We start from the raw sequence: 25,840 nt of genomic DNA on the forward strand, positions 1-25,840 counted from the left end.
ATGGCTTCATATTTGATTGGGTGTAAACCTAACCAATACCTGATATTATAATGATCAAAAAGATTGTATTAGGTGCATTCTGCATCACTCAGTTTTCTTTAGCGTATGCGACAGAAAAGCCATCATCAATACTCAATACTTATCATTCATCTCATGGGGTACAACCTTTCCAGAAGGTTCCTAAAACGGTGATCATCAAAACGAAAAAGTTTAAGATCAGAATTGATAAACAACCTAACGGAAAATATCTGTATCAGGCATGGGCTGCAAATGCCAAGCTTACTTCCAAGCCAAGCATGATCATCACAGACGGAGAACTGATTCCTGACGGCTCAGGAGGCAATTACTACTTCAACTTCGTGAATGAGGGACACACGTATCAGGTTTGGAGAAATTACCTTACCGATTCAGCTTCTAAAGCACCTTATACTTTAACGGTCACTGATGAAAACGATCAAGAGATTGTTCGACAGGACGGGCAGGTTGTTAAAAACTAAAATACAGAAATCCATTTTAAAAAATGGATTTTTTTGTACTTTACTAATTCTCTCCGGTTCAGCGCATTGCTTTTCATGAAATGTATTCTCACAAGAAATTCCTGACCGGGAGCCAATTATTTGTGATTAATCCTTATATTGAAACCTCATCCTAAATTGAAAGAAATGCTATTTTCAGTGAAATCAAATCTGATCGACGTTGTCTCCAAAGAAATCTACCCGGCAGAAATAACGGTAAGTAATGGAAAAATTATCTCGATAAAAAGAGTTGACGCTATTTTTGACACGTATATTTTACCCGGTTTTATTGATGCCCATGTTCATATTGAGAGCAGCATGCTTCTTCCTTCCGAATTTGCAAAGATTGCGGTAAAACACGGAAGTGTGGGAACGATTTCCGATCCGCATGAAATAGCTAACGTTTTGGGTATCGCGGGTGTAGAATATATGATTAACAATGCCCGACAGGTTCCCTTTCATTTTTATTTCGGGGCACCTTCCTGTGTTCCGGCTACGAGCTCTGAAACCGCAGGTGCAGTGATTGGTTCCGAAGATATCGATCATTTGCTTTCCCGTGAGGATATTGTGTATTTAGCAGAAATGATGAATTTTCCCGGTGTTATTTACAAGGATCCTGAAGTCCTGAACAAAATAAAAATTGCAAAAAAATACAAAAAACCGATAGATGGACATGCTCCCGGACTGATGGGCGAAAGCATGGAAGCCTATTTTAGAGCGGGCATTACCACAGACCATGAGTGTTTCAGCTATCCTGAGGCGCTGGAAAAACTAAAATTCGGAGTCAAGGTTCTTATCCGTGAAGGAAGTGCTGCCAAAAATTTTGACACCCTGATTCCTTTACTGAAAGAGTATCCTGAACAAATCATGTTTTGCTGTGATGACAAACATCCTGATGATCTTATAGAATCTCACATCAATTATCATGTAAAACGTGCTCTGGATCTGGGCTATGATTTGTTTGATGTTTTGAGGGCTTCCTCTTACAATGTAGTCAAGCATTATCAGCTTCCGGTGGGCTTATTACAACTGGGTGACCAGGCTGATTTTATCGAAATTGACAACCTGGAAAATTTCAAGATCTTAAAAACATATATCAAAGGACAACTGGTGGCGGAAGATAACAGATCCCATATCGAATCTGTTCCGGCTCCCGTGGTGAATAATTTCCATTGCAGCCCCAAAGAAGCTTCGGATTTTAAAATAAAAAGTTCAGGCAGCCATATGCGTGTGATAGAGGTTTTAGACAGGCAACTGATTACCAATGAAATCCATGCACCGACTTTAACGATCAATGGCTATGCAGAATCTGATATTGAAAATGATATACTAAAGATCGCAGTTGTCAACCGGTACAGAGATGAAAAACCGGCTGTTGCTTTTATTAAAAATATGGGACTTAAATCTGGGGCTATTGCTTCCTGTGTAGCCCATGACTCCCACAATATTGTAGTGACAGGCACGAATGATGAGGATATGTGCAAAGCAGTCAATGCCATCATCAAAGCACAGGGCGGGATTTCACTGGCCACTCAGGAGGAAGAAATGGTTTTGGAATTGCCCATTGCGGGAATTATGACGAACCTTCATGCCGAGGAGGTGGCTGCTCAATACATTCAACTGGATCAATATGCCAAAAGATTAGGAAGCACTCTTAAAGCTCCTTATATGAGTTTGTCTTTTATGGCATTACTTGTTATTCCTGAACTGAAATTAAGTGATAAGGGATTATTTAACGGAAAAGAATTTCAGTTTACGGATGTGTTTATTTAAATGACCGGAGGCTGGAAGTATTGGTTGTCGTCATTTTAACAGGAATATTAAACTTCCTTTCAACTTCAGACGATCTTCAGATCAGAGAGTTTGCTGGTGGGGAAGCTTTCTTCGGCCATGGTATATCCAATATTGAAAATCTCTTCCAAACGATCTTTTCCTCTTTCAAAAGTTCCGTAGCTCGATAGTTTCTGAGAAGAAATAAACCAGTCACAATAATCGAATTTTCCTTTTTCTATTCTGTAAGAAAGAAGATCATAGGAACGGGAAACAATGGCTTTAATTGATTTTAAGTCTTTGATGTCAATATTATGGGGAGGCGAAACAAAAACACCGATCAGCTGATCACATTCGTCTCTGATGATATCTGCGGGGAAGTTATTCAGGACTCCTCCGTCACAGTACATTTCCTCACCGATAATGTAGGGTGTGGTCACTCCCGGAATGGAACATGATGCAATCACAGCATCCACCACTTTGAAGTCTTCATCAAAAATTTTCTGGGTTCCGGACACAAGTTCCGTGGCTACAATTTTCACTTCCTTATTCAGATCTCCTAATTTCATATCATGGAAGATGGGCTTAAGGTAATTCCGGAAGATTACAGAAGATACCAGTCCCGGCTGATTGAAAGTAAAATGTTTCCAGTTGAAAAAATAAACCGAATTGAAAAACTCCAGAATCTCATCCGGGGTTTTTCCTACTGCATACAGACAGCCCACGATAGATCCTGCGCTGCAACATGAAAGTACGTCTATATCAATATTCTTTTCGTTCAAGAATTTCAACACTCCTGCATGGGCGATCCCTTTGGTACCGCCTCCTGACAAAACCAGCCCTTTTCTCTGAAAATTCATAGAATAAATGTAAGAAAACAGAGCGATAAAATAAGATTAATTTTTATAAATATTATATTTTAGAACGATTCTATATGATTTCATTCCTGAAACATCAACATCAACCTGAAAAATCTCAGATTGATGCTGATTACTATGGAATATATTTATTTCAACAGATATTCCTGCATGAATCTGATCACTGCAAGCCGCTGAAAATCTACATTTTCTTTTTTTCTGAATCCGTGGCCTTCGTTTTTAGCTTCCAGATACCATACTGTTTTCCCCTGAGCTTTGAGTTTGTCTCTCATCTGAACTGCTTCCGTAACGGGAACTCTTGGATCATTGGTTCCCTGAATGATAAACATGGGCTTTTTGATCTTGTCAATATTGTTCAAAGGGGCTATTTTGGTAAAGAATTCAGCCATTTTGGGGATTCTTTCGTCTCCATACTCTACCCTTCTTAAATCTCTTCTGTATTCTTCCGTATTTTTAAGGAAGGTATTAAAATCGGAGATTCCGACAATATCTACGGAGCATCTGATTTTATCGGCATATTCATAAGCGGTGGCTAATGTCATAAATCCTCCGTAACTTCCGCCCATGATCATAATCCTGTCTTTGTCCAGTTCAGGCTGCTTTGCAATCCAGTCCAGAAGAGCTCCGATATCTTTGACGGAGTTCATTCTCAGATCCCAGTTATCAGCCGCAATGAATGTTTTGCCGAAACCTGAAGATCCTCTGACGTTGGGATAGATCATGGCAACGCCCATTTCATTGGTAAAGTAGTTGGAGGAGCCTATAGATGAAGCCATAGACTGCCCTTCCGGACCCCCGTGAATATTGATAATCACCGGTCTTTTTCCTGTAAACTTCGAGGCTGCGGGATAATAAAATCCTGAGATTTTCATCTGATCAAAGCTTTTCCATTCGATCAGCTTAGGAACAGACATGTCAGCAGGCTGCATTTCTCCCTGCTCACTTTCCGTCCATCTTTCGATGGTCTGGCTGGCCATATCCATTTTATAGATATCGGAACCGGAATCTGCTGCGGATCTCGAAAAATAAAGCGCTTTTCCGTCATCAGAAAATTTCACACCACCGATCAGTCCAATTGGGATTTGGCTTACAGGCACATATTTTTTAGTAGCGGTATCCAGAATGTATAATTTATTGATGCCACTTTCATTGGTGATAAAAGCTAGTTTTGACTGGTCTTTTGAAAGGTCATAATCTTCTACATTCCAGGGAATGGATGAGGTAAGATATTCAGTTTTTTTGGTTTTTAAATTGAGGACAGCCAGTCTGCTGAACTCATTATTCCGGTCTGTGACATAAAAAATTTCATCGGGATTTTTACTGAAAGAAGCGCCACTCTGCACCACTCCTTTTTCTTTTCTGTCTGTAACGGGCTCCAGTTTTTTAGTGTCCAGATCGTAGAGATACAGATAGGAATCGTTGGCAGGCACATATTCTGTGATAAGAAGTTTTTTGCCATCACCGGATAAGTCGGACATTCCCCAGCCGCCACCTTTTACTTCCAGAATCAGTTGTGTATCTTCCGGTTTTGAAGGGTTCATATAATAGATATCCCGGTCTCCACCGTTTCTTTTTGTAGATGAGAAATAGAATCCTGAACCGTCTTTTTTCCAGATCATTCCTCCGTTCTGGGATTTTCCGCCATCGGTAAGAAGTCTGGATTCCATGGTTTTCAAATCAAGTTTAAAAAGCTGCCCGAATTCATTCCCTCCGGTATCTTTGGCGTAGATCAGATACTCTCCTTTTACGGGCTCGTATGAGGCTGTATTGACCGGTTCATCAAAGAAGGTGAGTTGTTTTCTCGCTCCCATTGGTACAGAGATCTTATGAAGCTGGTTGGTAGAAGCAAAACGGGTCACTGCGATGATTTCTTTCCCATTGGGATGAACGCTTGCAACCCCTGCATTTCTGCTTTCGGAATATTTTTTAATCGCCTGATTCAGGTTTTTGGGAATCGGCAGAATATTCTCGGCAATGAGATTTTCATTGGGACTTACAAATTCATTTTTTGCCTGTGCAGACAGGAGACCGGCCAGCGAAATCGCAAGAACTATATATTTGTTTTTCATTGTTCAATTTTTGCCTGAATTTACAAAAAAACCACAGACAAATTGTCTGTGGCTGGTATATAAAGACCGGTGATCTTATTAATTATTGATATACTTTTCAAAGATGGCCGAAAAGTCTTTCTGATTGTATTTCTCATAACTGCTCTTTGACCAGTTGAAAACATATTCATTCACGTGTTGCAACTCCTGGCTTTTAGAGACATTTTCCTGCTTTCCTGCAGCGACTGTGGCAATCGCTTTCTGAAGGCTATCTACAGAGAAACCTAAAACAGACTGATTGTGGTGTACTTCCTGCTGAATCGCCAAAAGAGCTTTATACAAATCTTTTAACTGATCGATCTGGCCTTTACTGACACTGATCATCAAAGGAACATTTCCGATATGGAATGAAATTTCCACATCCAGGTCAATGGTTCCTGCGGTTTGCAGTGCTATATTGGAGAAAGGAAACTGATAGTATTCGTATCTTCTTAAAGTCCTCTTTTTGTCCAGAGCACTGGCTCCGTCGATATGAATTAATGCTCTGTTTGTAAAGCAGTATTCATCTCTTTTGGATTTGATGAGGAAGAAAATTTTCTCGTTATCTTCTGACAAAATATAGTCATCTGAATCTACTTTGTCATAGTCCTGAGAAGGAATGATTTTTCCGATATCACCAAGACCTAATGCTTCTGCAGCAAGTTTTTTAAACATCTTTGAAATAGAGTTATTCGTTAGATTTTAGATATGGATCACTTCACCGTAAGCTGCTGCTGCTGCTTCCATAATCGCTTCAGACACGGTTGGGTGCGGGTGAATCGATTTAATGATCTCATGACCTGTCGTTTCCAGTTTTCTGGCTACTACTGCTTCTGCTACCATATCTGTAACGCCTTCTCCGATCATATGGCATCCTAACCATTCGCCGTATTTCGCATCAAAAATAACTTTGATGAAACCGTCCGTATTTCCGTTAGCAGTTGCTTTACCACTTGCAGAAAGAGGGAATTTACCTACTTTGATCTCGTATCCTTTTTCTTTAGCTTGTTTTTCTGTAAGACCTACAGAAGCTACTTCAGGGTGACAGTAAGTACATCCGGGGATATTGCCATAGTCGATTTTCTCAACGTGCATTCCTTTGATTTTTTCCACACAAGTGATTCCTTCCGCAGAAGCAACGTGTGCTAAAGCCTGAGTAGGGATAATATCACCGATTGCATAGTAACCCGGAACTGAAGTTTCGTACCATTCGTTTACTAAAACTCTTCCTTTATCGGTCTGGATTCCTACTTCTTCCAATCCGATATTTTCGATATTGGCCGCGATCCCTACTGCAGAAAGTAAAATATCAGCTTCAAGAGTAATGGTTCCGTTGGCTGTTTTTACGGTAGCTTTTACGCCTTCTCCGCTGGTATCAACGCTTTCTACTGATGCATTGGTCATGATCTCGATGCCTGTCTTTTTAAGAGATTTCTCTAAGTGTTTAGAGATTTCCTCGTCTTCAACAGGAACGATGTTTGGCATAAATTCTACAACGGTTACTTTAGTTCCCATTGTATTATAGAAATCAGCAAATTCTACTCCGATCGCTCCAGAACCTACAACAATCATAGATTTTGGCTGCTCAGGAAGAGATAATGCCTGTCTGTATCCGATTACTTTTTTACCGTCCTGAGGAAGGTTCGGAAGTTCTCTTGAACGTGCTCCTGTAGCGATAATGATGTTGCTTCCTGCATATTCAGTTACTTTACCATCTTTATCTGTCACAGAAACTTTTTTACCTTTCTGAACTGTAGCTGTCCCAAGAATCACATCGATCTTGTTCTTCTTCATCAGGAATTCAATCCCTTTGCTCATTTTGCTGGCTACGCCACGGCTTCTCTGGATCACGTTTGGAAATTCAAAGCTGGCTTCCACTTTATTCAGCCCATAGTCTTCAGCATGGTTGATATAATGAAAAACCTGCGCAGACTTCAGTAAAGCTTTCGTAGGAATACATCCCCAGTTCAGGCAGATACCTCCTAAGTTTTCTTTCTCGATAATTGCAGTTTTGAAACCTAATTGTGCTGCTCTGATCGCAGTAACATAACCGCCAGGACCGCTTCCGATGACAATGATATCGTAGTTCATTATTTTAAAAATTTTTATGCGAATTTAAGGAAAAATATTGGATGTTTTCTATTCCGGCATTTCATATTTCACTGAACACTAAGTTGGTTTTACCTGATTTAAGGGAAAACTAAGAGCAATGAGCCTCTTTTTTTATCAAATATTTAAACTGACATTAAAATTAAAAAACAGCTCATAAAATCCCCTATACGTGACTTAAATGTTAAAAAAGTAAAATAATCACCTGTAAATGAATATACTATAATAATTTTCATATTTTTGCTTAAATTTTAACAAAATAAAAATGAAGAATTTTATTCCTGTATTTCTCTTATGCGGATTATCTTTAAGTGCACAAGTTGGCATCAGAACTACCACTCCCAACAGCACTCTAGCCGTGGCCGGTTCTCTGGGAGCTGACTACAAGCAGATTACGGCTACCGCTTACAATATTACGGCTACGGACCACTATATTACGTATGACGGAGCAGCTAATGCAACGTTTACCCTCCCTGTTATCGGAACAGGCACAACGAGTTATACGGGAAGAATTTATAAAATAAAAAACATCTCTGCCTCCAGCATTACCCTTCAGGCTTCGAGCGGTAATACACTGAGAATTGACAACACTCCGGTTTCGTCTTTTGTGATTCCTACAGGAGCCTATGCGGAAGTGGTCAACAACAGCAATACGACTGGTGGAACATGGGATCTTTCATTTACGGTGCTTCCTAAACCAAGCAATGTAGAAATTTATGGTGTACAGCTTTCTATTCCGCCTCATGGGAACGGTTCTCCGGGTGTCAATGACTGGACTGGCCACTCTGTCACCTCTTATGATACCGGTACAGGAACAGACGCATGGTGGGTGATCAGTAAAACCTCTACCACTTATGCCCATACGGCAGGCTATTCCAATGCGAGCCGTATGACAATCGTCTATGAATACCAGGGTACGCCATTCAATGTCAACAATATGTATCCTATTTTAACAGCTGGAAACAATTCCAGTTTTCCTGATGTTTTCACGGCTTCATTCGTGAGTCTTGCGAATAATGGAACTTCTTCGAAAACAAGACTTACGGTTTCGGTTTCCCGGATAGACTTTATCGGAGCCAATGGGTCCAATAACAGTAACTGGACAGGGACTTTTCTTCTGAATTTGTTGCTGGCGAGAAAATTATATTAAGATTAATCAGGACTAAACAGATCATGAGATGGGGTTAAAAGATTGATTTTATTTACAGAATACATATTAAAAAGCCGTTCCACAAGATGTGAAACGGCTTTTTATATATTTACCTGTCCTGATTACATTTTTTTAAGTAATCTTTTCTGACTCTGGTATTTTTCATTCAAAGCCTTGAGCTGATCTCTCTTCATTTTTTTAGTAGCAAGCGGATGATTCATAATCAGTCTTTTTTCTGTGTTGTATCTTTTATCCAGCTCACGCGACTTCATGTTGATCATTTCAGTTTTAGACGGAGGTGCAGGAGGTCTTTTCTGTGCTTGAACACTCATCGATAAGCCTACCAGCAATACGGTTGATATAAAAAACGTTCTCATAATATTTACTTTTTTTTGAATAATTGTAAAAAATCAATATAGATCATTCAATTCATTCAGATTTAAAGTAAATATTACATATATCATACCATAATTTTCATTATTTCTAAAAGTCTGTTGAACCTAATTAAAAATGAAATCACAAAAGCGGAGCGAAACGCTATCAACCCTTTAGTTTATGGTACGTTTAAACTGATTGAAAATAAAAAATATACTTAAGCAAAAATTTTTGATTTTTTTGTCATCCGGGGATCAATAAAGAATCATTCAACCTCAATATTCTGCTTTAACGGCACATTTTTCGAAGAATTTCCCACCATAATCCTGTACGTTCCTTTTTCTACGACCCATTTCATGTTCTCATCTAAAAACTGAAGCTCCCTTACCGGAAGTTCAAGGGTTACATATTGTGATTCCCCGGGATTTAAATACACCTTTTTAAAACCTTTCAGTTCAATGATCGGTCTTGATACGGAGGCCAGCAGGTCTTTCACGTACAACTGAACCACCTCACTTCCTGCTTTTGATCCTGTATTTCTGACAAGAACCTTTCCGATGATTGTTTCATTTTCTGCATACTTTGTTTTGCTTAACTGCAGATCTTCGATCTCAAAAGTAGTATAACTGAGCCCAAAGCCAAAAGGGTACAAAGGCTCTCCGCTCAGATCATAGTAATCATTTCCTCTTCCTGTCGGATGATGGTTGTAGGTAATTGGCAACTGCCCTTCTTCCGCAGGAAAGGTAATGGGAAGTTTACCGGAAGGGTTTTCTGTGCCAAACAGTACTTTTGCTACTGCATTACCACCTTCTTCTCCAGGATACCAGACCTCTAAAATGGCCCCTGAATGATCTTTCCAGGAAGTGGTTTTGATAGCAGATCCACCCACCAGCACTACGGTAACTGGTTTATTTAATCTTGAAACTTCATGAATGAATTTCTCCTGATTTCCCGGAAGGCTCAGTGATGAACGATCCTGAAACTCTCCTTCATGGATTCCTGCCGCAATGATGATATGATCTGCCTTTTCTGCTATTTTCAGGGCATTGTCAAAGTCTTTCTGGTAGTTGTCTATACCATAATTCCAGATCAGTTCGATATTGGCCTCTCCCCTGTTTTCACGGAACTCAATAACAATATCATATTCCTGATCTTTCACAAAATCTACTGCGGTTGTTTTTGTTGAATATCCCAGTTTTTCCCATTGATCGATCATCAGTTTTCCATTTAAGAACAACCTGAAACCGTCATTTCCACGCAGTCCCAACTGGTGCTTTCCATGATCGGGACCTTTCAGCTTTCCCGTCCAGCGGATACTGTATTGATCCGACTGCAGTTTTTCAGGATCCGGGGAATACAGCGTCCATTTGAAATTCACTTCTTCATCCTGTCTTTCAAAAGCGGGACTGCCTTTTAAGCTGCTGTTGGAAAAATAATGTCCCTTCAATCCTTTTTTATTTTCAAAAGATAAAAGGTCGGCAGAAACTGTTTTAAACTCTTTGATATCCCATGTAATGCCTTTTGCATAAAGGATTTCAATATTTTTATCCTGGGCGAAGTTTTTCATCCCCTGCAAGATACTCACCTTATTATTACCCGGTCCGGAGTAGCCTCCCAGTCTTGCATCGGCGGCATCTGTTCCAATTACTGCTATTTTTTTCGCAGTGGAAGCGATGGGCAATGTCTTATTATGATTCTGCAAAAGTACAAAAGACTCCATCGCAGATTTTTCTGCCAATGGCTTGTGACTGATTTTTTTTAATTCGCGGATCTCTTGTTCAGAAACATAGGGATTTTCAAACAATCCCAGTTCAAATTTTGCTCTGAGTACTCTTGCCACAGCGTCATCTATTCTTTCTTTCGAAATTCTTCCGTCTAAAAACGGAGGGATAAACAAGGTATAGTGTTTGTATTCTGTTTGAAATATCACGTCCAGCCCGGCATTGATGGCCTGTGCAGATGCATCATCATAATTTTTAGCCGTAAAATGCAGCACATTGGCTCCTCCTACAGCACTGGCATCGCTGATCACCAATCCTTTAAAGTTCCATTCTTTTTTCAGTTTTTCCGTAAGCAGCCAATGATTGGCCGTTGAAGGTCTTCCGTCAAGCAAATTATAGGAAGTCATCACCGATCTGCTTTTTCCTTCTGTAAAAGCTTTTTGAAAGGGAATAAGGTGGGTTTCTTCGAGGTATCTTCTGCTCCAATGGATGGGATAGGAATCTCTTCCGCCCTCTCCTACATTCGCTAAAAAGTGTTTCGGAGTAGTAATGATTCCCTGATCTTCGAAAGAACTCACGAAATTAACGCCCATCACGGAGGTTAGAAAAGGGTCTTCCCCATAGGTTTCCTCTGTCCGTCCCCATCTGACATCACTGGCAAGATTCACCACGGGTGTCAGGATCTGTCTGATTCCTCTGAGTCTCGATTCTTTTGCAATGGCTGAAGATACTTCTTTCATCAGATCCGGATTGAATGAGGCAGCTAAACCGATAGCTTGCGGAAAAGCGGTAGCGCCCTCGCGCATTAATCCATGCAACGCTTCATCAAAAGGGATGATGGGAATTCCCAATCTGGATTCTTCAATGAAATATTTCTGGATGGCATTGATCTTTTTTACCAGTCTTTCGGCGTCTTCGCCTGCATTATATTTCAACATCTGCCCTGCTGCGCCTCCGCCCTGATTTCCGGCACTCACCTGTAATCCGAAAATACCGTGTCTGTACTGGTCTTTGGGAACGTTATCCAAATCTCCCGGAATCATGAAACACTGCCAGAATTTTTCTTCAGGAGTCATCCTTTTCAATAAATCCTGAACCCGGATTTCAATGGGTTGCTTCGGATCTTTGTATAAAGGTTTTTGTTTTTGCGCATGCATAAATCCTGAACTTAATGACGCTATAATGACCGTGATTTTAATACATTTCAGTTTCATGATCTGGTCATTTGAATTACGGTAGCATACGTCAGTTTTGTTCTTTCCTCCGGAAGCTTTATTTCTATTGTATTGCCAATCTGTTTCCACCGGACTTTTGAGGATAAGCCAAGAATTTTCAGTGATTTCGTTTTGAAGTGATCAGGAATTGTAAACTTGAGGAACGAGGGGGTTGTATAGTCTGTCTGATCATCAATATGGAAAACATTCAGGGTTTTACTATCTTTCGCCTGAGTGTAATAAAAATTCCCGTTGTGATAAGGTTCTGCGCTCCTTGTCGCAAAGACCGCCGACTGATTTTTGTCCATCCATCCTGAAATTTCTTTTAATCTTTCATACACCACCGGATCATAGTCACCATCAGGTCCCGGGGCAATATTCATGAGGTAATTCCCACCTCTTGAAATAATTTTGATGAGTGTTTCAATGATCTTTTGGGAGGATTTGTAGTTGTCATTGGGAACGTAGGAAAAGGAATCTCCCATGGTGATGCAGCTTTCCCATGGAATCGACAGAGCGTGTTCCGGAACCGCCTGTTCGGGGGTTACATAATTCTCCCATTTTCCGGGCACCGTACGGTCTACCACAATGATTCCAGGCTGATTTTTTCTGGCCATGGTTCCTATTTTATCCATCCCAATATCCTGCTCTACTTTGATGGTTCTCTGCCATTCTACAGAAGGATCGATGGTTTTGAAAGGACGTACCCAGCCTCCATCCAGCCACAGAATATCGATTTTTCCGTAATGGGAAGTGATCTCGTTCAGCTGATTAAAAGTGAATTTTTTAAAGTTTTCCCATCTTTCCGGGTATTTTTGGGGATCGTAGTTGACGTTTCTGTCTTTTGGTGGAAAGTAGGGCCACCAGTAATTTTCAGAATGCCAGTCAGGTTTTGAAAAATAGGCTCCGATCTTAAATCCGTCTTTTCTGAAGGTATTGAAAATTTCTTTAGTAACATCAGCTTTAGGATTTTTTGAAAAAGGTGTTTTGGGAGAGGTAATTTTATAGTCCGATTCTTTAGTGTCAAACATCGTAAAACCATCATGATGCTTTGTGGTAAATACGACATACTTCATACCGGCGTTTTTTGCGGCATCTGCCCATTTTTGGGGATTAAAATCTACAGGATTGAAACTGGTCTGAAGGTTTTCATAATTCTTTACATACTCATCGTAAGATTTTCCATGTTCCGGTTTTCTCTGGGTCCAGGATTCATCTTCCGGACAAAGGCTCCAGCTTTCTACAATTCCCCACTGGCTGTAGGTTCCCCAGTGCATGAAAAGTCCGAATTTAAGATCCTGCCACTGTTCCAGATTCTGAACGACCAGCGGATCATCGGGCTTTTGATAGCCTGCGGACACTTGATGCGCCTGCGAAAAAAGGGCTGAGGAAATGAAAAAGGAAGACAGGAAAAGGGTTTTCGTTTTCTGTTTAATGAGCATAGAAGGTTAGTTTTTTGCTAATTTAATCATCCTTTCTTTAATCAGCAAACGTTAATTTTTCAGCAAAGCACTTAAGGCATTATCCAGATCAGGATAGGAAAAACGGAACCCGTTTTTGACGAGTTTTCCGGGATATACATTTCTGCTTTTGAGTAAGAGTTCCGTTTCTGTATTCAAAAATATTGAAGCGATTTCCAGCTGCCAGACCGCAGCATTTAATCCAAAAGGAACCTTCAGATGTTTTCTCATTTTTTTCATGAGATCTTCATTGGATACTGGATTTGGAGCCGTTATATTGAGAGGTCCTGACATATTATTATTGTCAATGATCCAGTCAATGGCTTTGCAAAAATCATCAATATGAATCCAGCTAACTTTTTGCTGGCCAGAGCCTTGTTTTCCACCCAACCCTAATTTTGTGATCATTCGCAGTTTCGGAAAGGCACCGCCATTATTTCCCAAAACGATAGACGTTCTTAAGGCTACTTTTCTGACTTGCTCATTTTTAATCATGAAAAATTCATTTTCCCAGCTTTTGCAGATATTCATTGAAAAATCGTCGCCCATAATCCCCAATTCTTCAGTATTCGGCTGTGTTTCTGAATGAACGTAAATCGTTGCAGAAGCCGCATTCAGCCAGACTTTTGGCTTCACAGAACATTGATCAACCGCTTGCTGCAGAACTTTTGTACTGTCGATTCTTGAAGTATAGATTCCCTTTTTGTTGGTTTCATTGTATCGGCAGTCTACAGATTTTCCTGTGAGATTGATCAGAACATCAGATCCTTCAATGCTATCTTTCCATTCTCCCAATGTACGGGCATCCCAGTAGATTTCATGATCCCGTTTGGGTGTTCTGGTTAAAATATAAACCTGAGCGTCTTTTTGCTTAAAATATTGTTCCAGACTTTCACCCAGAAACCCGGTTCCTCCGGCGATTATTATTTTCATTGCGTTATACGTTTTGAGTGATGATGTTGATTGAGATGATACGGATGAGTCAAAAAAAGTTTACCTCTTTTGTAGTTTCAGAAAAATTACAGAATATATTTTTTTGTTTTCACTTCAATTTCAGAGCCTTCTGCCAGCATTACAGAGATAGGACTTTGCTCATTCAGGAAGGCAAATTCTTTTCCATAGAGCGCAGTGAATTCTATATCCAGCTGATAATGTTTAACCGGATAATACTCCCATTTTGGATGACAGACTTCATATTCTGAGGTTTTGTTTTCTCTTTTGGTAAACCCAAAATAATGTTCGGTAATAAATTCAAACTCTGAATCCGTTTCCATTGGTAAAGCAGCAGTATCAGCCGTGATCTGAATCGAATGCCAGTTCTTATCTTTCCATGAATATTTTACCGTCAGTTCGTCATCACTAATTTCTATCTGATTATTCATCGGCATTGTTTTGTAATTCTCCTTATAAAACGAGTTGGCGACGAAGCTGAGCGCATATTTTGTAACGATCTCTCTGATGAAGACAACGCCTCTTTTCCATCCATTTTTTTCTTTCTTTTTAACGTAAAATCTAAGGTTTACTTCTTCAAAATTCCGGTAAAAAGGAATAGAAACGCCCAACAACCGGGTATTTAAAAACATAAATCCAACGAGACTCACGTAGCATTTTCCCAGGTAAAAATCAAGTTCAGTGCCTTCCGGAAGGTATTTTTCCAGAATATAAGTATCTATTTCGTAATTGATGATCGCTAGTTTTCGCCATTCGGCTTTTAGAAAGTTCATTTTTGTCGGGTTTTGGTTTGGTTCTGGGGTTCGTGATGCAGAGTTTGGGTTAATTCTACTTTAATCAGGAGCTTCTGCGGTTGCCTTGATTAATTCGTTTCGTTCCAATAAAAATCTTCTCATATAGTTTTTAAGAAAAATATGATTAAAAAATCTTCCGACTATTCCAAGAGGAGATTCAAATTCAAAGATATCAATCATGATGGTGCTGTTATTTTTCTGTTTAAAAACATGCTGATGTTTCATGGTCTTAAATGCTCCATCAAGCATGATATCGGTGAACTGAAATGGTTTTTCCATACTTATAATTTTTGTTGTCAGGGTCTGCTGAACGCCTAAATGTCTGGCCCTCCAGGTTACGCTTTCATTTTTTTCAATAAGTCCGGATGTCCTTCCTGCCACCGCTTTTTCATTCGTTTTTCTTGTTGACTTCTGATGCAGATCGATATCTCTTGCCAGATCAAAAACTTTGTGGATATCTGCGTTGATATGGGTTTCTAAATCAATTCTAGCCATTGTTTATTGTTTGTTGGTTCGGGTTACGAGATGAAGAGTTCGGATGTTTGAAATATGAAGATTTTTTCAGTAAATCCCAATCTGAAATCTGACATCTGATGTCTTTTATCTTTCATCTTTCCACTCTCTTCTCTATTCAAAAATCTTCACAAAAGCCATCAGTGCGGCTCCTGTTTTCAGTTTTTTAAAAACTAAGCCAAATAATACATGCCAAAGCGGTTATTCTGAAAAGCATCCATGATAGGGTAGGAAGATAGCTTAATTTTAGGAGTTTACAGCGTCTCAGGTGTTCAAGAAACATCATCAGCACTACCATTCCGAAATAGATGATATAAAAAACCGGTGTAAAATTCGTTAATAAGGCAGGCATCAAAAGTACTGTTCCGATCAGAGAGACCGTCATCATATTTCCAAGGTAGTTCCAGATCTTGTCTTTTAAATAAGCTTTTAGAAATACAACCTGCCAGATAATCTGGCCAATGCATACTGCAAATTCTCTCCAAAAATGATGATTCCCGTTAACTCCCATTTTTCCGGTAAAGACACTTAGTACATAGGCTGAAAATACGACGACCAATGCTATATAAGCGATCCTGTATCTGAGATTAAAATCCGGCACACAAGCTTCTTCACGATGATCATTTCCTGAAGGAATAATTTGTTTTCTGTTGTAGGAGACAAATGAATAAAGCTTCTTAAAAAACCAGTACAAAGGTTGTATTCTGGCTATTTTATCCAATAAAGGAAAGGAATTTCCAATGATAAGAAGAAGGCTGTCTAATCCGTACACCACTTCATTGCTGTGATGATCAATCAATGCAATTTCATTTTTTGCACGGGCATAATCGATGCTGGATTTATTGGCAGCAGATATTTCTGTAAAAGCTTCTCTTCCATTGTCATCAAGCATTCCGCATCGGGTAAAAGCTTTTGAATAGATCGTGCACATCGGACATTCATTGTCGTAGATCAGGGTATGATTTTTCAGGGTTTTCATTTGTAGTTTGTATTAGATTAACTTTTGATAATCGTTATAGCAGATGATATAGTATGAGATGGCAAGAACCGGCGTTCCAAATAATCCAAAGCATAAAATACCGTATCCGAAACTGATACTGTAATCATTTTTGAGATGCAATCCGGAAAGAAGAAACAACGACAGCAAACTCAACATAAAAAGCATACTGATCCAGTAATAGACCGTAAACCAGATGGTTTTAATGTACTGTTTTGAAAAAAATCTTTTATTTGAGCTGATGATATGATTGATCGCGATTAGTAAATAGATAACGGCGGATATAAAAGATCCAAAAACCCAAACGTCAAGAACTAAAAAAATAAAGAATAGGGAAAATAATATTGACTGAATGTTGTAATCTGTTTTGATAAAGTTTTTCATAGCGATCTGTTTTAAAGGTTCAGAAAGTCTCCTCTTGTTCTTTTATTCTGATGAAATTTGAATGTAAAGTACATCCAGATCTTAAAGATGATTGTTTTCATTGCCGATAAGTTTTTCTTTATTCATTGCATGTTTACGCCCTTTCAGAAAAAGCAGTACGTTGAAAAGCATTATGATTCCGAGGTAGATGGAAAAGCCTCCGATTTTTTTGCTAAGAGCAACCACCAGTCTTTCTACAGTTTCAATCTGAAAAAATTCGATGATGCATAAAGCGAATCCTATATTCAGGAGATAAAAACCAATTTTAAAGAGAGAATTCGTTGCCATCGCGATATCTTCTTTTTGATGAAAAATGTCAATCATGAATGTTTTTGAGTTTTTAAACAGAAACTGGGATACCAGTACGGTCATAGCAATAACAATAGGTAAATAAATCATGTACGCTGAAAAATTGTACGTTGTGGTGAGAACTGTTGTGGTCATAGCGGTATTATTTTAATGTTAATTTATTTCTTAAAAAATAAAGGGCGAAGATGTTCATATAATGCAGTACACAGAGAATCAAAGCGATATATCCGATGCGGACCGCAGTAACTGCAATGATCTCTTCTATAGAATGGATGCGGTCCCAAAATGACAGGCTCACCGCAATGTATCCCAGGTTCAGCAGGTAGTAACATCCGAGAAGAATCCTGTTGATGGTAAGACACATCTCCTGATCATGAAGAAGATACTCCAGATAAGACTTTCCGGCCTGAAAGCATCTCCTTCCCACATCGATGGTAATGTAAGAGCTGACGATAAGAAAAATGATGTATGAAACTATATTAAACATCTTATAAATATTATATTTTCAGTAATTTTTGAAAACTAAATTCAAATAAAAAAGGATTACATCCTCTTCTATTTCAGCAGGTTGGTAATCTTTCCTACCAGCCAGTGATCATCACTCTTAATGGCCAGGTCCATAATATTATTGATTTTCCCGGTCACTGAACTGAAATCCTGCATCAGTTTTATAAATTCTTTGGCTTCCTCCGAATCGTTATCTTCGATATTTTTAAGTTCCTCCAGAAAAGCAATGACAGGTTCTATTTCTCTTTTTCTGCGTTCTTTTGTGATCTGCTTAAACAGATACCATACATCCTTTTCTGCAATGAAATATTCTTTCCTGTCGCCTTTTATAAATTCTTTTTTCACAATCCCCCAATCGATCAGGGCACGTATATTCATATTGGCATTTCCTCTGGAAATTTCCAGCTGCTCCATCACCTCATCCGTAGAAAGCGGTTTACCACTCGCCAGAAGCAGGGCGTGAACCTGCGCCATCGTCCGGTTGATTCCCCAGTTGGTAGCGAATGTCCCCCAGGTCTGGATGTACTTTTCTTTTGCTTCTGAAAGTTTCATTATTTGTTCTGTTTTTTATTTCTGTAACAAATGTAATTATAATTTTTGAATTTTCAATAATTTTTGAAAGTTTATTTTAAGTGATATGGATTAATCTATTCAGAATCTTCGTTTCCTATGGTTAAAACACCTTTTAATTCCGGTCCTCTGTATCTATTAGTTAATCTATTTCATTCTATTTATGAAAAATAAATTATCCTCTTTTTTTCCTTTATCAAACTTTTTTCACCTTAATAATTAAGCCAATATTTAAAATTGTTTATACAAAACATTGTATAACTGCATTTGTTGCAATTCCTGAAAATAAACACGCAAAAAAACTTGGAAAGTATGGCATAAAAAATGATTGATTTACCGCTAATACAATCATTGAAAAAATGGACGCACAATTAGAACAGCACATTATAGAAGTGTTTCAAAAGCAGAAAAAATTCTTTGCAACACATCAAACAAAATCAATTGATTTCAGGATCAAACAATTGGAAAATTTCAAAAAAGTATTTATCGCGCATACAGATGATCTTTGTGAGGCGTTGTTTACCGATCTAGGGAAAAGCAGACAGGAAGCGGAATATGCCGAAATAAAGTTGGTGGTAGATGAATTGGACTACTGTTTATCCCATCTTGAAGATTGGGCAAAACCTGTTGAATTACCTCCCGTTAAGCATTCTTCCGGAAGTGACATGATCAGTAAAATTACATTTCAACCCTATGGTGTTAATTATATTGTAGGCCCTTTCAATTATCCGGTCCAATTGACTTTCAGTCCGTTAGTGGGAGCCCTTATCGCAGGAAATACAGCGATCATCAAGCCATCGGAAAATACCCCTCATGTGGCCAGCGTGATCGAGACAATCGTCAAAGAAGCATTTCAGCCGGAGTATGTCACCGTTATCCAGGGCGCAATTGAGGAAAACACTCTTTTACTAAGCCTTGATTTTGATTATATTTTCTTCACAGGAAGTCCTAATGTAGGAAAGATTGTAATGAAGGCAGCAGCAGAAAAGCTGATTCCCCTTACCCTGGAATTGGGAGGCAAATCCCCTACGATTGTTCATAAAGATGCTGATCTGGATAAGACAGTACAAAGAATTGCCAGAGGAAAATGGATGAACTGCGGGCAAACCTGTGTAGCTCCGGATTATATTTATGTACATGAGTCTGTAAAAGAGGAATTGATTCTAAAGTTTAAAGCTTATCTGGATAAGACCTATCCGGATTCTTCGCTAGGGAAAATCGGAAAAATTGTCTCTCAGCAGCAGGTTAAACATCTGGCAGGCTACTTAAGTGCTGCGGAAGATAAAGTAGTCTACGGAGGAAAATATGATGTGGAAAGCCGTCATTTTGAAGCTACTCTAATGGATAACGTAAACTGGGATGATGCAGTAATGCAGCAGGAAATATTTGGTCCTATTCTTCCGTTTCTGACCTATACCGATATTAATACAGTTTTGGATGAAATCAATTCGAGACCCAAACCATTAGCTTTATATATATTTTCAGAAGACAGCAGCTTCGCTGAAGATGTATTGAACAGAACGACCAGTGGTGATGCTGAAATCAACAGTACCCTGATTCATGTAGGTGCTCATTTCCTTCCTTTTGGAGGTGTAGGAACATCGGGCATGGGAAAATACCATGGGAAATTCAGTTTTGAGACATTCAGCCATACAAGATCTGTCTTGGAACTCAAATAAAAGAAAAATCACTTTAACAGTTACCCCATTCAAATCCTGTCAACAGACAGCCTCATTTGAATGGGGTATATTTTTTAACGATTAAGAATTAGCTTTAGTGATTAATTCGGTAGTTTTGGCGGAACAGGTCTCGTTGTTCTTGTACTTAATGTTCCCAGAAAAGCTTCCAACTGTGCAATTTCGTCTTTCGTAAGATCTAAACGCTTCAGCATTTCCGATTTTTGAGAATGCAGCGTAATGCCTTCATAAACGGTGGATCTTTTCTTTGGAGGCTCAGGATTTCCACTATTGTAGAAGGTAAGTATATCAGTCAAAGAATTAAAAGCTCCATTATGCATCCATGGTCCTGTTCTGGTAATTTCCCTTAAGGATGGAACTCTGAATTTTCCGGCATCCGCAGGATTTTTCGTAATCATATATCGGCCTAAATCTTGCTGTTTTGATCCTAATAAGGCAGTTCCGTCATTTTCAAACTGATTGTTTGAAAAATATCCGGAATTATGACAATTCATGCATTGGGCTTTTGTACGAAAAAGGTGAAGTCCCATTACTTCATTATCCGTAAAAAGGTCTTTTTGTCCATCGATAAATTTATCGAATCTGCTGGGTGGGCTTACTACGGTTCTTTCAAAAGTAGAAATGGCTTTGGCGATTCGCTCTTTCGTTACCTTGCTGTCGCCGAAGGCTTTTTCAAAAAGGATTTCGTACCCTTTTATTTTTGCAATTTTATCTGTGGCTATATCAATATGCTCATTCATTTCTTTGTGGTCCTCTATCGGCATTCTCGACTGTTCTTCCAGGCTTCCGGCTCTGCCGTCCCAAAACAAAGATTGGGCGTAGGCGATATTCAAGATTGTCATTGCATTTCTGGATCCCAGCTGGCGATCATGTCCAAATGAAAAAGTCTTGTTATCAGTCCACCCCAGCTCAGGATCATGGCATGAAGCACACGCAATCTGGCTGGAACCTGACAATCTTGGATCATAAAAAAGAGTTCTGCCAAGCACTGATTTATCCTCAGAATAAGGATTATCAGCAGGAAATTCAACTTTTGGCAAGTGCCCGATTTCAGAAAAAACAGGTTTTGAAGGATCAAGAACAGGCTTTGGCCAAGAAGAAGCATTACCGGACGAGTACAGTTGTCTGAGCTGGTCTACAAAAGACTGTTTCTTACTGATCTCCTGATACGTTTTGCGTTCCAAACAGTTATTTAGTAATGAAATGGTTAAAAATACAACCAAAATCCAGCTCACTGCATTCTTCATTTTTCTGATAATTTTCGGCAAAAATAACCATTCTAAAATGAGATACCGCTGCCCTATTGACTAATTTTGTTTATTCTACTTTAAAACAAAGAGCTTAAAGAGAAACCTTTTATCATCCAGATCAGGATTTCTCTGTTGAACTCACTGGTTATTTTAAAATATCCAATTGTTTTTGTTTCATTTATCCTTTGAAGCTCAAATTCAGTATCCTTCGTTTTGCTGCATACTGGTATTCACATTAATGGTTGCCTGTGGAATCGGAATTACAAACTTATTGTTTGGATAAGTGGGGCTGCAATTGGTGGAGATACATCCGTTATTTCTTACGATATTTTTATGATTTCGCATCAGGTCAAAGAAATACTGATTTTCAAAGGGAAACTCTTTTCTTTTCTCTTCCAGCAAGATATCAAGTGTAATGGCAGATAAAGAACCTAATCCGGCTCTGTTTCTTATGACATTCACATCACTTAAAGCCTGAGCAGAATTTCCCAAATGAAGAGCGGCTTCCGCCCTGATGAAATAAAGAAGGCTTAAACGATAGATTAAACTGGTCGTGGTGCCTTTGTATTTTTTGGTGAAGCGATAAGGAAGATTAGATGAACCAGTAGTAAGATTGGTCTTTATATTCTGTGTTTCAAAAAGGCTTCTCCGGTTATCGCTGGCAGCATACAAATTATAAAGGTCATCTGTTGCTACGTAATTCGATCTTTGTGTGTCACTCTTATAACTGTATACAGCATACGCCGGAAATTCATTGGAACTGGTATTCGCTATTTCAAAAATAGACTCAGAAAATGCCCAGTTGCCTGCTACTTCACCTGCAGAAGTAAGGCTAAGTCCTGAGCCGTTAATAGCATCGGTACTATAGTCGTATGCTTTTTGCCAGTCGTTTTTCCATAAGGCAATTTCGGCAGCCAATGTTTTTGCAGCTGTTGCATTCATAAAGTTTTTCTTTACTCCGGCAGGAATTGCATGGTTTGGCTGAAAATAACTAATAGCCTGAGCGATATCATTCCCAAGTAAAGCAAAGGTTTCTGCAGCCGTTTTCCGGATGGGATAGTCGACGCCTACTTTGAGAGGTGCTGTATTGTAAGCAATCCCTAAATGGGAAGCATCGGAAGTATAGGTATAATTTTGCGCATAATACTTATACAGCTGAAAATGCACAAAAGCCCTTAAGGATAATGCCTCCGCCTTGATTTCACTGATCTCTGAAGCGGTGGCATCAGGAAGCTGATCTGCATACTGAAGAATCAGATTAACATTATTGATGATCTGATAACTGTCGGAATAAAAAGATTCCAGATCACTGCTCGTTTTCAGGTCATCAAAATGATAAATTCCGTCTACCGAAGTTGCAACAGTCACTGCTCCCGATGTTCTTGGTGAAAATTTTAAATTTCCGGATAAAAGATCTCCATAGGTGAAAACGGCTTCCTTAAAGTAATTTGAACGCAACTGATAATAGGCTCCGTTCAGAGATTCAAGAATTCCTTGCTTATTACTTAGCTGATCTTTTATAGAAATAGCTTCTACAGGCTCTTGTACCAGAAAATCACTGCAAGACACTGTAGAAAGTAAAGAAATTGATAGCAATACTATTTTTTTCATGAGGGTGAAGATTAAAAATTAGCCTTAAATCCAAAACTGAAAGTTCTCATTTCAGGATACATATACCTGAATTCCCGTATTCCGTTTCTGCCTTCGGGAGATTTTTCTTTATACCAGTACAACACATTGGTACAGTCGATAAAAATACTGGCATTTTTAATCAATCTGTTTTTGATTCTACTTAATGGCAACTGATAATTCAGGTTAATGTTCTGAAGTTTTACGTAGGTATTATCGTAAATAAATTTTGTGCTGTTAGGGATCACCCTGTTATTACTCTTAGGAATATGGTTCACCGCATTGGTATCTCCTGGGCCAGTCCAGTAGTCAAAGGCATTGACACTCATATTTCGGTTCAAAAGAATTCTATGCTGATCAATGATCTCATCTTCTACGAGAATATCTCCTCCAATTTCAAAATTGATCAGAAATGATAAACTTATATTTTTATACGTCACCGTATTGCTGAAACCTCCCGTAAGATCTGGCTGAGAATTGCCTATAATGGAATAAGTATCAGCACTTGCCGTAAACTGATTGGCATCTGTAGGCTTTCCGTTCACCATAAAGATATCCTGCCCATTGGCCGGATTAATGCCCAGCCACTCATATCCCCAGATTGCAGAAGTTGAAACCCCCACTTTCTGAGCTCTGGCAATCGAAGCAACAGAGAAATCGTCTCCAAAACCCTGTATTTCAGTGACACGGTTTTTTACACTTGAAATGTTAAATGAGGTGGTCCACCGGAAGTTTTTCCTATTGAACCAGTTTCCACGCATGGAAAATTCAATCCCCTGATTGTACATGGAAGAGCCGTTGATCTCTGCTGTGGAATAACCCGTTTCCAGAGGAACTTCCCTGCTCGTAATCATATCAGATATATTGTTTCTGAAAACTTCTACTGTAAAGTCGATTTTTTTAAAAAAGCTGAAATCCAGTCCCAGATTCCATTTTTCGTTTTTTTCCCATGATAATCTTGCATTCGGAGGGGAAGAACTGTTTGGATATGAATAATCAAAATCATAGATAAAACCGGATTGATAGACATTATAAAGTCCCGAAGAGCGGTAGCTTCCTATTCTGGAATTTCCCGTAACACCCCATGATGAACGAAGTCTCAGAAAGCTTAACCATGAACTATCTTTCAGCAAATTTTCTTTTGAGATCAGCCATGAAGCGCCAATACCGCCATTTAGTGAAGCATTGGTGTCAGGTCCGAAAGTAGAGCTTTCATCTCTTCTGATGCTGGCAGACAAAAAATATTTCTTGTTATAGTCATAATTAAACTGCCCAAAAATACTTCTCCCGCTATTAATCTGGGTAAGTGTTTTATAAGTATAGTTTCCTATACTGTTCCAGGGATACTGGTAATTGCTGTAATCTGAAAAGTTATTGCTATTATGTACTTCTTTAAAATCTTTATTATGTCTTAGTTCCACACCTATCAGAAAATCAGTATGATGTTTCTGCGCAAAATCTTTTTCGTACATGGCATGGATACTCCAGTTCCATTTAAAAGCATCAGAGGTGCTTAGGCGGCTTCTTCCTTTGATATTATTTCCAAGACCGCTTTGATTCAGCCCTGATTTCCAGTCGGCATTCTCTTTCTCGGAAAAATCGACTCCAAAAAGTGTACTTAGTTTTAGACCTTTTGCCAGTTCGTAGCTCGCATTAAGACTGGAAAGCAGCGAATTATTTTTCACATCAACAATGTTCTGATGGGCCGCTGCCAGAGGATTGGGAACCCCATTATTTCCTGATTCAGCATAGTCACCATTGGGGCCATAAATAGCTCTGTCAGGAGCCAGTATAAAATTAAAATAAGTATTAGGCTGTTGTTTATAGAAATTGTTGTAGGCAGCATACAGACTGATATTCAATTTTTTATAATTAAATCCAAGTGTTGCATCAATCCCTTTTTTTTCAAGAGAATTCATCACTTTTGATTCATTATTCTTAGAATAATCCAGTCCAACGCGGTAGGTTAAATATTTCCCCCCTCCACTCACGGTAAAGTTAGTTCTGAAAAAATCACCATTTGAATTCATGACATCAAACCAGTTTACATCGGTACCATTCCATGGATGCCCCGGGCTGGTAGCGATGTTATTTTTCAAATAGTCGTTATACAGCTTGGCATATTGCTGGCCATTCAGATATTTTATTTTATTAATGCTTTGGGAAACTCCGAACTGAGAACTGATGCTATAAACGGGCTTTCCTTTTCGTCCTTTTTTAGTGGTAATCAAGATGACTCCATTGGCTGACTCAGCACCGTACAACGATACTGCTGCAGCATCTTTAAGAATATTAATACTCTCAATATTATCCGAATTAAATCTCGCCAGGGGATTGATGTTCATCTCAGCATTGTTTCCTCCGTCAAAAAAAGCATCCTGAAACGGATTATCTTCTCTCATGATAATCCCGTCGACCACGATGAGAGGCTGCGTAGAAGTCCCTAAAAAACCATTAATAGGCACCATGGATCCAAGTCCGCGAATGTTAATACTTACCGGCTTTCCCAGTTCAGGATTGTTTACAATCTGTACTCCGGGAGTAAGCCCGATAATCATCTTGTCAATACTTTCGTAAGGCTGGCTGGTTATAATATCTTTTTCTGTAAGGGTAACAATAGAACCTACTACTTCCTCCTTAAGCTTTTGAGTACCATAAGACGAAGTAATAATGACTTCTTCAATCATCTTTGAATTCAATGAATCCTGATCTTTTTTCTTTACAATTTGGGCTTTTACAGCAGTTACTCCACAGATCAGCAATACGCTGGCAACAATTTTTTTCATTTTAGCACTAGAGATGTAAACAATTGATCAATGCCGGATTACAGGTATCAAAAGAAATCAGTATTCCCATTGAATTTCAAAAATAAGCTGCCCGTCATCATGTAGCTTTCCTTTTGAGTACCCATCTCTAATCTC

At 39.0% G+C, this 25,840-nt stretch carries 22 protein-coding genes; 4 read left to right on the forward strand and 18 right to left on the reverse strand.

The window, feature by feature from the left end:
- Positions 1-50: 50 nt before the first annotated feature.
- Positions 51-497, forward strand: a complete 447-nt coding sequence (locus BW964_RS03850; protein ID WP_076504838.1) for a hypothetical protein — start codon at positions 51-53, stop codon at positions 495-497.
- A 165-nt stretch (positions 498-662) separates the two neighbouring features.
- A complete protein-coding gene (gene ade / locus BW964_RS03855) occupies positions 663-2,288 on the forward strand; it encodes an adenine deaminase (protein ID WP_076505444.1) in 1,626 nt (541 codons plus the stop codon).
- A 65-nt stretch (positions 2,289-2,353) separates the two neighbouring features.
- Here the strand turns inward: ade and BW964_RS03860 are convergent, their stop codons facing one another.
- The 4 genes from BW964_RS03860 to lpdA all read right to left on the reverse strand — a co-directional run bounded on the left by BW964_RS03860 (position 2,354) and on the right by lpdA (position 7,341).
- Positions 2,354-3,145, reverse strand: a complete 792-nt coding sequence (locus tag BW964_RS03860) for a patatin-like phospholipase family protein (RefSeq protein ID WP_076504840.1) — start codon at positions 3,143-3,145, stop codon at positions 2,354-2,356.
- Positions 3,146-3,291: 146 nt separating this feature from the next.
- On the reverse strand, positions 3,292-5,232 hold the full coding sequence (locus BW964_RS03865) for a S9 family peptidase (protein ID WP_076504842.1): 1,941 nt from the start codon (positions 5,230-5,232) through the stop codon (positions 3,292-3,294).
- 78 nt (positions 5,233-5,310) lie between these two features.
- Positions 5,311-5,925: a PH domain-containing protein gene (locus tag BW964_RS03870; RefSeq protein ID WP_076504844.1), complete on the reverse strand. Its 615-nt coding sequence runs from the start codon at positions 5,923-5,925 to the stop codon at positions 5,311-5,313.
- 27 nt (positions 5,926-5,952) lie between these two features.
- Positions 5,953-7,341, reverse strand: a complete 1,389-nt coding sequence (lpdA, locus tag BW964_RS03875) for a dihydrolipoyl dehydrogenase (protein ID WP_073335991.1) — start codon at positions 7,339-7,341, stop codon at positions 5,953-5,955.
- A gap of 283 nt (positions 7,342-7,624) precedes the next feature.
- Between lpdA and BW964_RS03880 the strand changes: the two genes are divergently transcribed.
- Positions 7,625-8,509: a hypothetical protein gene (locus tag BW964_RS03880; RefSeq protein WP_076504846.1), complete on the forward strand. Its 885-nt coding sequence runs from the start codon at positions 7,625-7,627 to the stop codon at positions 8,507-8,509.
- A 122-nt stretch (positions 8,510-8,631) separates the two neighbouring features.
- Here BW964_RS03880 and BW964_RS03885 read toward each other — a convergent pair whose 3' ends face one another.
- The 11 genes from BW964_RS03885 to BW964_RS03935 all read right to left on the reverse strand — a co-directional run bounded on the left by BW964_RS03885 (position 8,632) and on the right by BW964_RS03935 (position 18,325).
- On the reverse strand, positions 8,632-8,886 hold the full coding sequence (locus BW964_RS03885) for a hypothetical protein (RefSeq protein ID WP_076504848.1): 255 nt from the start codon (positions 8,884-8,886) through the stop codon (positions 8,632-8,634).
- 263 nt (positions 8,887-9,149) lie between these two features.
- Positions 9,150-11,909, reverse strand: coding sequence for a beta-glucosidase (locus BW964_RS03890; protein WP_228432143.1), 2,760 nt, complete (start codon positions 11,907-11,909; stop codon positions 9,150-9,152).
- Positions 11,816-13,261: an alpha-L-fucosidase gene (locus BW964_RS03895; RefSeq protein ID WP_076504851.1), complete on the reverse strand. Its 1,446-nt coding sequence runs from the start codon at positions 13,259-13,261 to the stop codon at positions 11,816-11,818. The genes BW964_RS03890 and BW964_RS03895 overlap by 94 nt, the downstream gene beginning before the upstream one ends.
- A gap of 51 nt (positions 13,262-13,312) precedes the next feature.
- Positions 13,313-14,212 carry a TIGR01777 family oxidoreductase gene (locus tag BW964_RS03900; RefSeq protein WP_076504853.1) on the reverse strand — a complete coding sequence of 300 codons (900 nt, stop codon included), beginning with the start codon at positions 14,210-14,212 and terminating at the stop codon, positions 13,313-13,315.
- An 86-nt stretch (positions 14,213-14,298) separates the two neighbouring features.
- A complete protein-coding gene (locus BW964_RS03905) occupies positions 14,299-15,003 on the reverse strand; it encodes a YqjF family protein (protein ID WP_076504855.1) in 705 nt (234 codons plus the stop codon).
- Positions 15,004-15,063: 60 nt separating this feature from the next.
- Entirely contained in the window at positions 15,064-15,519 is a 456-nt protein-coding gene (locus BW964_RS03910; RefSeq protein WP_076504857.1) for an SRPBCC family protein, read from the reverse strand.
- A 184-nt stretch (positions 15,520-15,703) separates the two neighbouring features.
- Complete coding sequence (locus tag BW964_RS03915; RefSeq protein WP_076504860.1) at positions 15,704-16,516, reverse strand: DCC1-like thiol-disulfide oxidoreductase family protein; 813 nt, start codon at positions 16,514-16,516, stop codon at positions 15,704-15,706.
- Between the two features lie 12 nt (positions 16,517-16,528).
- Positions 16,529-16,918, reverse strand: a complete 390-nt coding sequence (locus BW964_RS03920; protein WP_076504863.1) for a hypothetical protein — start codon at positions 16,916-16,918, stop codon at positions 16,529-16,531.
- A gap of 81 nt (positions 16,919-16,999) precedes the next feature.
- Complete coding sequence (locus BW964_RS03925; RefSeq protein WP_076504865.1) at positions 17,000-17,401, reverse strand: hypothetical protein; 402 nt, start codon at positions 17,399-17,401, stop codon at positions 17,000-17,002.
- A gap of 7 nt (positions 17,402-17,408) precedes the next feature.
- Entirely contained in the window at positions 17,409-17,753 is a 345-nt protein-coding gene (locus BW964_RS03930) for a hypothetical protein (RefSeq protein ID WP_076504866.1), read from the reverse strand.
- 68 nt (positions 17,754-17,821) lie between these two features.
- Entirely contained in the window at positions 17,822-18,325 is a 504-nt protein-coding gene (locus tag BW964_RS03935; protein WP_076504869.1) for a GbsR/MarR family transcriptional regulator, read from the reverse strand.
- Between the two features lie 368 nt (positions 18,326-18,693).
- On the opposite strand from BW964_RS03935, the gene mdlD reads away from it, so the two are divergent.
- The gene (gene mdlD / locus BW964_RS03940; RefSeq protein ID WP_262484537.1) at positions 18,694-20,022 is read left to right on the forward strand and encodes an NAD(P)-dependent benzaldehyde dehydrogenase MdlD; all 1,329 of its coding nucleotides are present in this window, start codon (positions 18,694-18,696) and stop codon (positions 20,020-20,022) included.
- A gap of 101 nt (positions 20,023-20,123) precedes the next feature.
- Here the strand turns inward: mdlD and BW964_RS03945 are convergent, their stop codons facing one another.
- The 3 genes from BW964_RS03945 to BW964_RS03955 all read right to left on the reverse strand — a co-directional run bounded on the left by BW964_RS03945 (position 20,124) and on the right by BW964_RS03955 (position 25,705).
- Positions 20,124-21,287: a cytochrome-c peroxidase gene (locus BW964_RS03945; protein ID WP_076504874.1), complete on the reverse strand. Its 1,164-nt coding sequence runs from the start codon at positions 21,285-21,287 to the stop codon at positions 20,124-20,126.
- 201 nt (positions 21,288-21,488) lie between these two features.
- Positions 21,489-22,901, reverse strand: coding sequence for a RagB/SusD family nutrient uptake outer membrane protein (locus tag BW964_RS03950; RefSeq protein ID WP_076504876.1), 1,413 nt, complete (start codon positions 22,899-22,901; stop codon positions 21,489-21,491).
- 11 nt (positions 22,902-22,912) lie between these two features.
- Positions 22,913-25,705 (reverse strand): SusC/RagA family TonB-linked outer membrane protein, encoded by a 2,793-nt coding sequence (locus BW964_RS03955; RefSeq protein WP_076504878.1) that lies wholly within the window; start codon positions 25,703-25,705, stop codon positions 22,913-22,915.
- Positions 25,706-25,840: the final 135 nt, after the last annotated feature.

Source organism: Chryseobacterium shigense, from assembly GCF_900156575.1.
Lineage (GTDB): Bacteria > Bacteroidota > Bacteroidia > Flavobacteriales > Weeksellaceae > Chryseobacterium > Chryseobacterium shigense.

What these genes read in the sequence shown, in the direction of transcription:
- BW964_RS03850 (WP_076504838.1), top strand. Translation starts at nt 51, where the DNA reads ATGATCAAAAAGATTGTATTAGGTGCATTCTGCATCACTCAGTTTTCT.
- ade (WP_076505444.1), top strand. Translation starts at nt 663, where the DNA reads ATGCTATTTTCAGTGAAATCAAATCTGATCGACGTTGTCTCCAAAGAA.
- BW964_RS03860 (WP_076504840.1), bottom strand. Translation starts at nt 3,145, where the DNA reads ATGAATTTTCAGAGAAAAGGGCTGGTTTTGTCAGGAGGCGGTACCAAA.
- BW964_RS03865 (WP_076504842.1), bottom strand. Translation starts at nt 5,232, where the DNA reads ATGAAAAACAAATATATAGTTCTTGCGATTTCGCTGGCCGGTCTCCTG.
- BW964_RS03870 (WP_076504844.1), bottom strand. Translation starts at nt 5,925, where the DNA reads ATGTTTAAAAAACTTGCTGCAGAAGCATTAGGTCTTGGTGATATCGGA.
- lpdA (WP_073335991.1), bottom strand. Translation starts at nt 7,341, where the DNA reads ATGAACTACGATATCATTGTCATCGGAAGCGGTCCTGGCGGTTATGTT.
- BW964_RS03880 (WP_076504846.1), top strand. Translation starts at nt 7,625, where the DNA reads ATGAAGAATTTTATTCCTGTATTTCTCTTATGCGGATTATCTTTAAGT.
- BW964_RS03885 (WP_076504848.1), bottom strand. Translation starts at nt 8,886, where the DNA reads ATGAGAACGTTTTTTATATCAACCGTATTGCTGGTAGGCTTATCGATG.
- BW964_RS03895 (WP_076504851.1), bottom strand. Translation starts at nt 13,261, where the DNA reads ATGCTCATTAAACAGAAAACGAAAACCCTTTTCCTGTCTTCCTTTTTC.
- BW964_RS03900 (WP_076504853.1), bottom strand. Translation starts at nt 14,212, where the DNA reads ATGAAAATAATAATCGCCGGAGGAACCGGGTTTCTGGGTGAAAGTCTG.
- BW964_RS03905 (WP_076504855.1), bottom strand. Translation starts at nt 15,003, where the DNA reads ATGAACTTTCTAAAAGCCGAATGGCGAAAACTAGCGATCATCAATTAC.
- BW964_RS03910 (WP_076504857.1), bottom strand. Translation starts at nt 15,519, where the DNA reads ATGGCTAGAATTGATTTAGAAACCCATATCAACGCAGATATCCACAAA.
- BW964_RS03915 (WP_076504860.1), bottom strand. Translation starts at nt 16,516, where the DNA reads ATGAAAACCCTGAAAAATCATACCCTGATCTACGACAATGAATGTCCG.
- BW964_RS03920 (WP_076504863.1), bottom strand. Translation starts at nt 16,918, where the DNA reads ATGAAAAACTTTATCAAAACAGATTACAACATTCAGTCAATATTATTT.
- BW964_RS03925 (WP_076504865.1), bottom strand. Translation starts at nt 17,401, where the DNA reads ATGACCACAACAGTTCTCACCACAACGTACAATTTTTCAGCGTACATG.
- BW964_RS03930 (WP_076504866.1), bottom strand. Translation starts at nt 17,753, where the DNA reads ATGTTTAATATAGTTTCATACATCATTTTTCTTATCGTCAGCTCTTAC.
- BW964_RS03935 (WP_076504869.1), bottom strand. Translation starts at nt 18,325, where the DNA reads ATGAAACTTTCAGAAGCAAAAGAAAAGTACATCCAGACCTGGGGGACA.
- BW964_RS03945 (WP_076504874.1), bottom strand. Translation starts at nt 21,287, where the DNA reads ATGAAGAATGCAGTGAGCTGGATTTTGGTTGTATTTTTAACCATTTCA.
- BW964_RS03950 (WP_076504876.1), bottom strand. Translation starts at nt 22,901, where the DNA reads ATGAAAAAAATAGTATTGCTATCAATTTCTTTACTTTCTACAGTGTCT.
- BW964_RS03955 (WP_076504878.1), bottom strand. Translation starts at nt 25,705, where the DNA reads ATGAAAAAAATTGTTGCCAGCGTATTGCTGATCTGTGGAGTAACTGCT.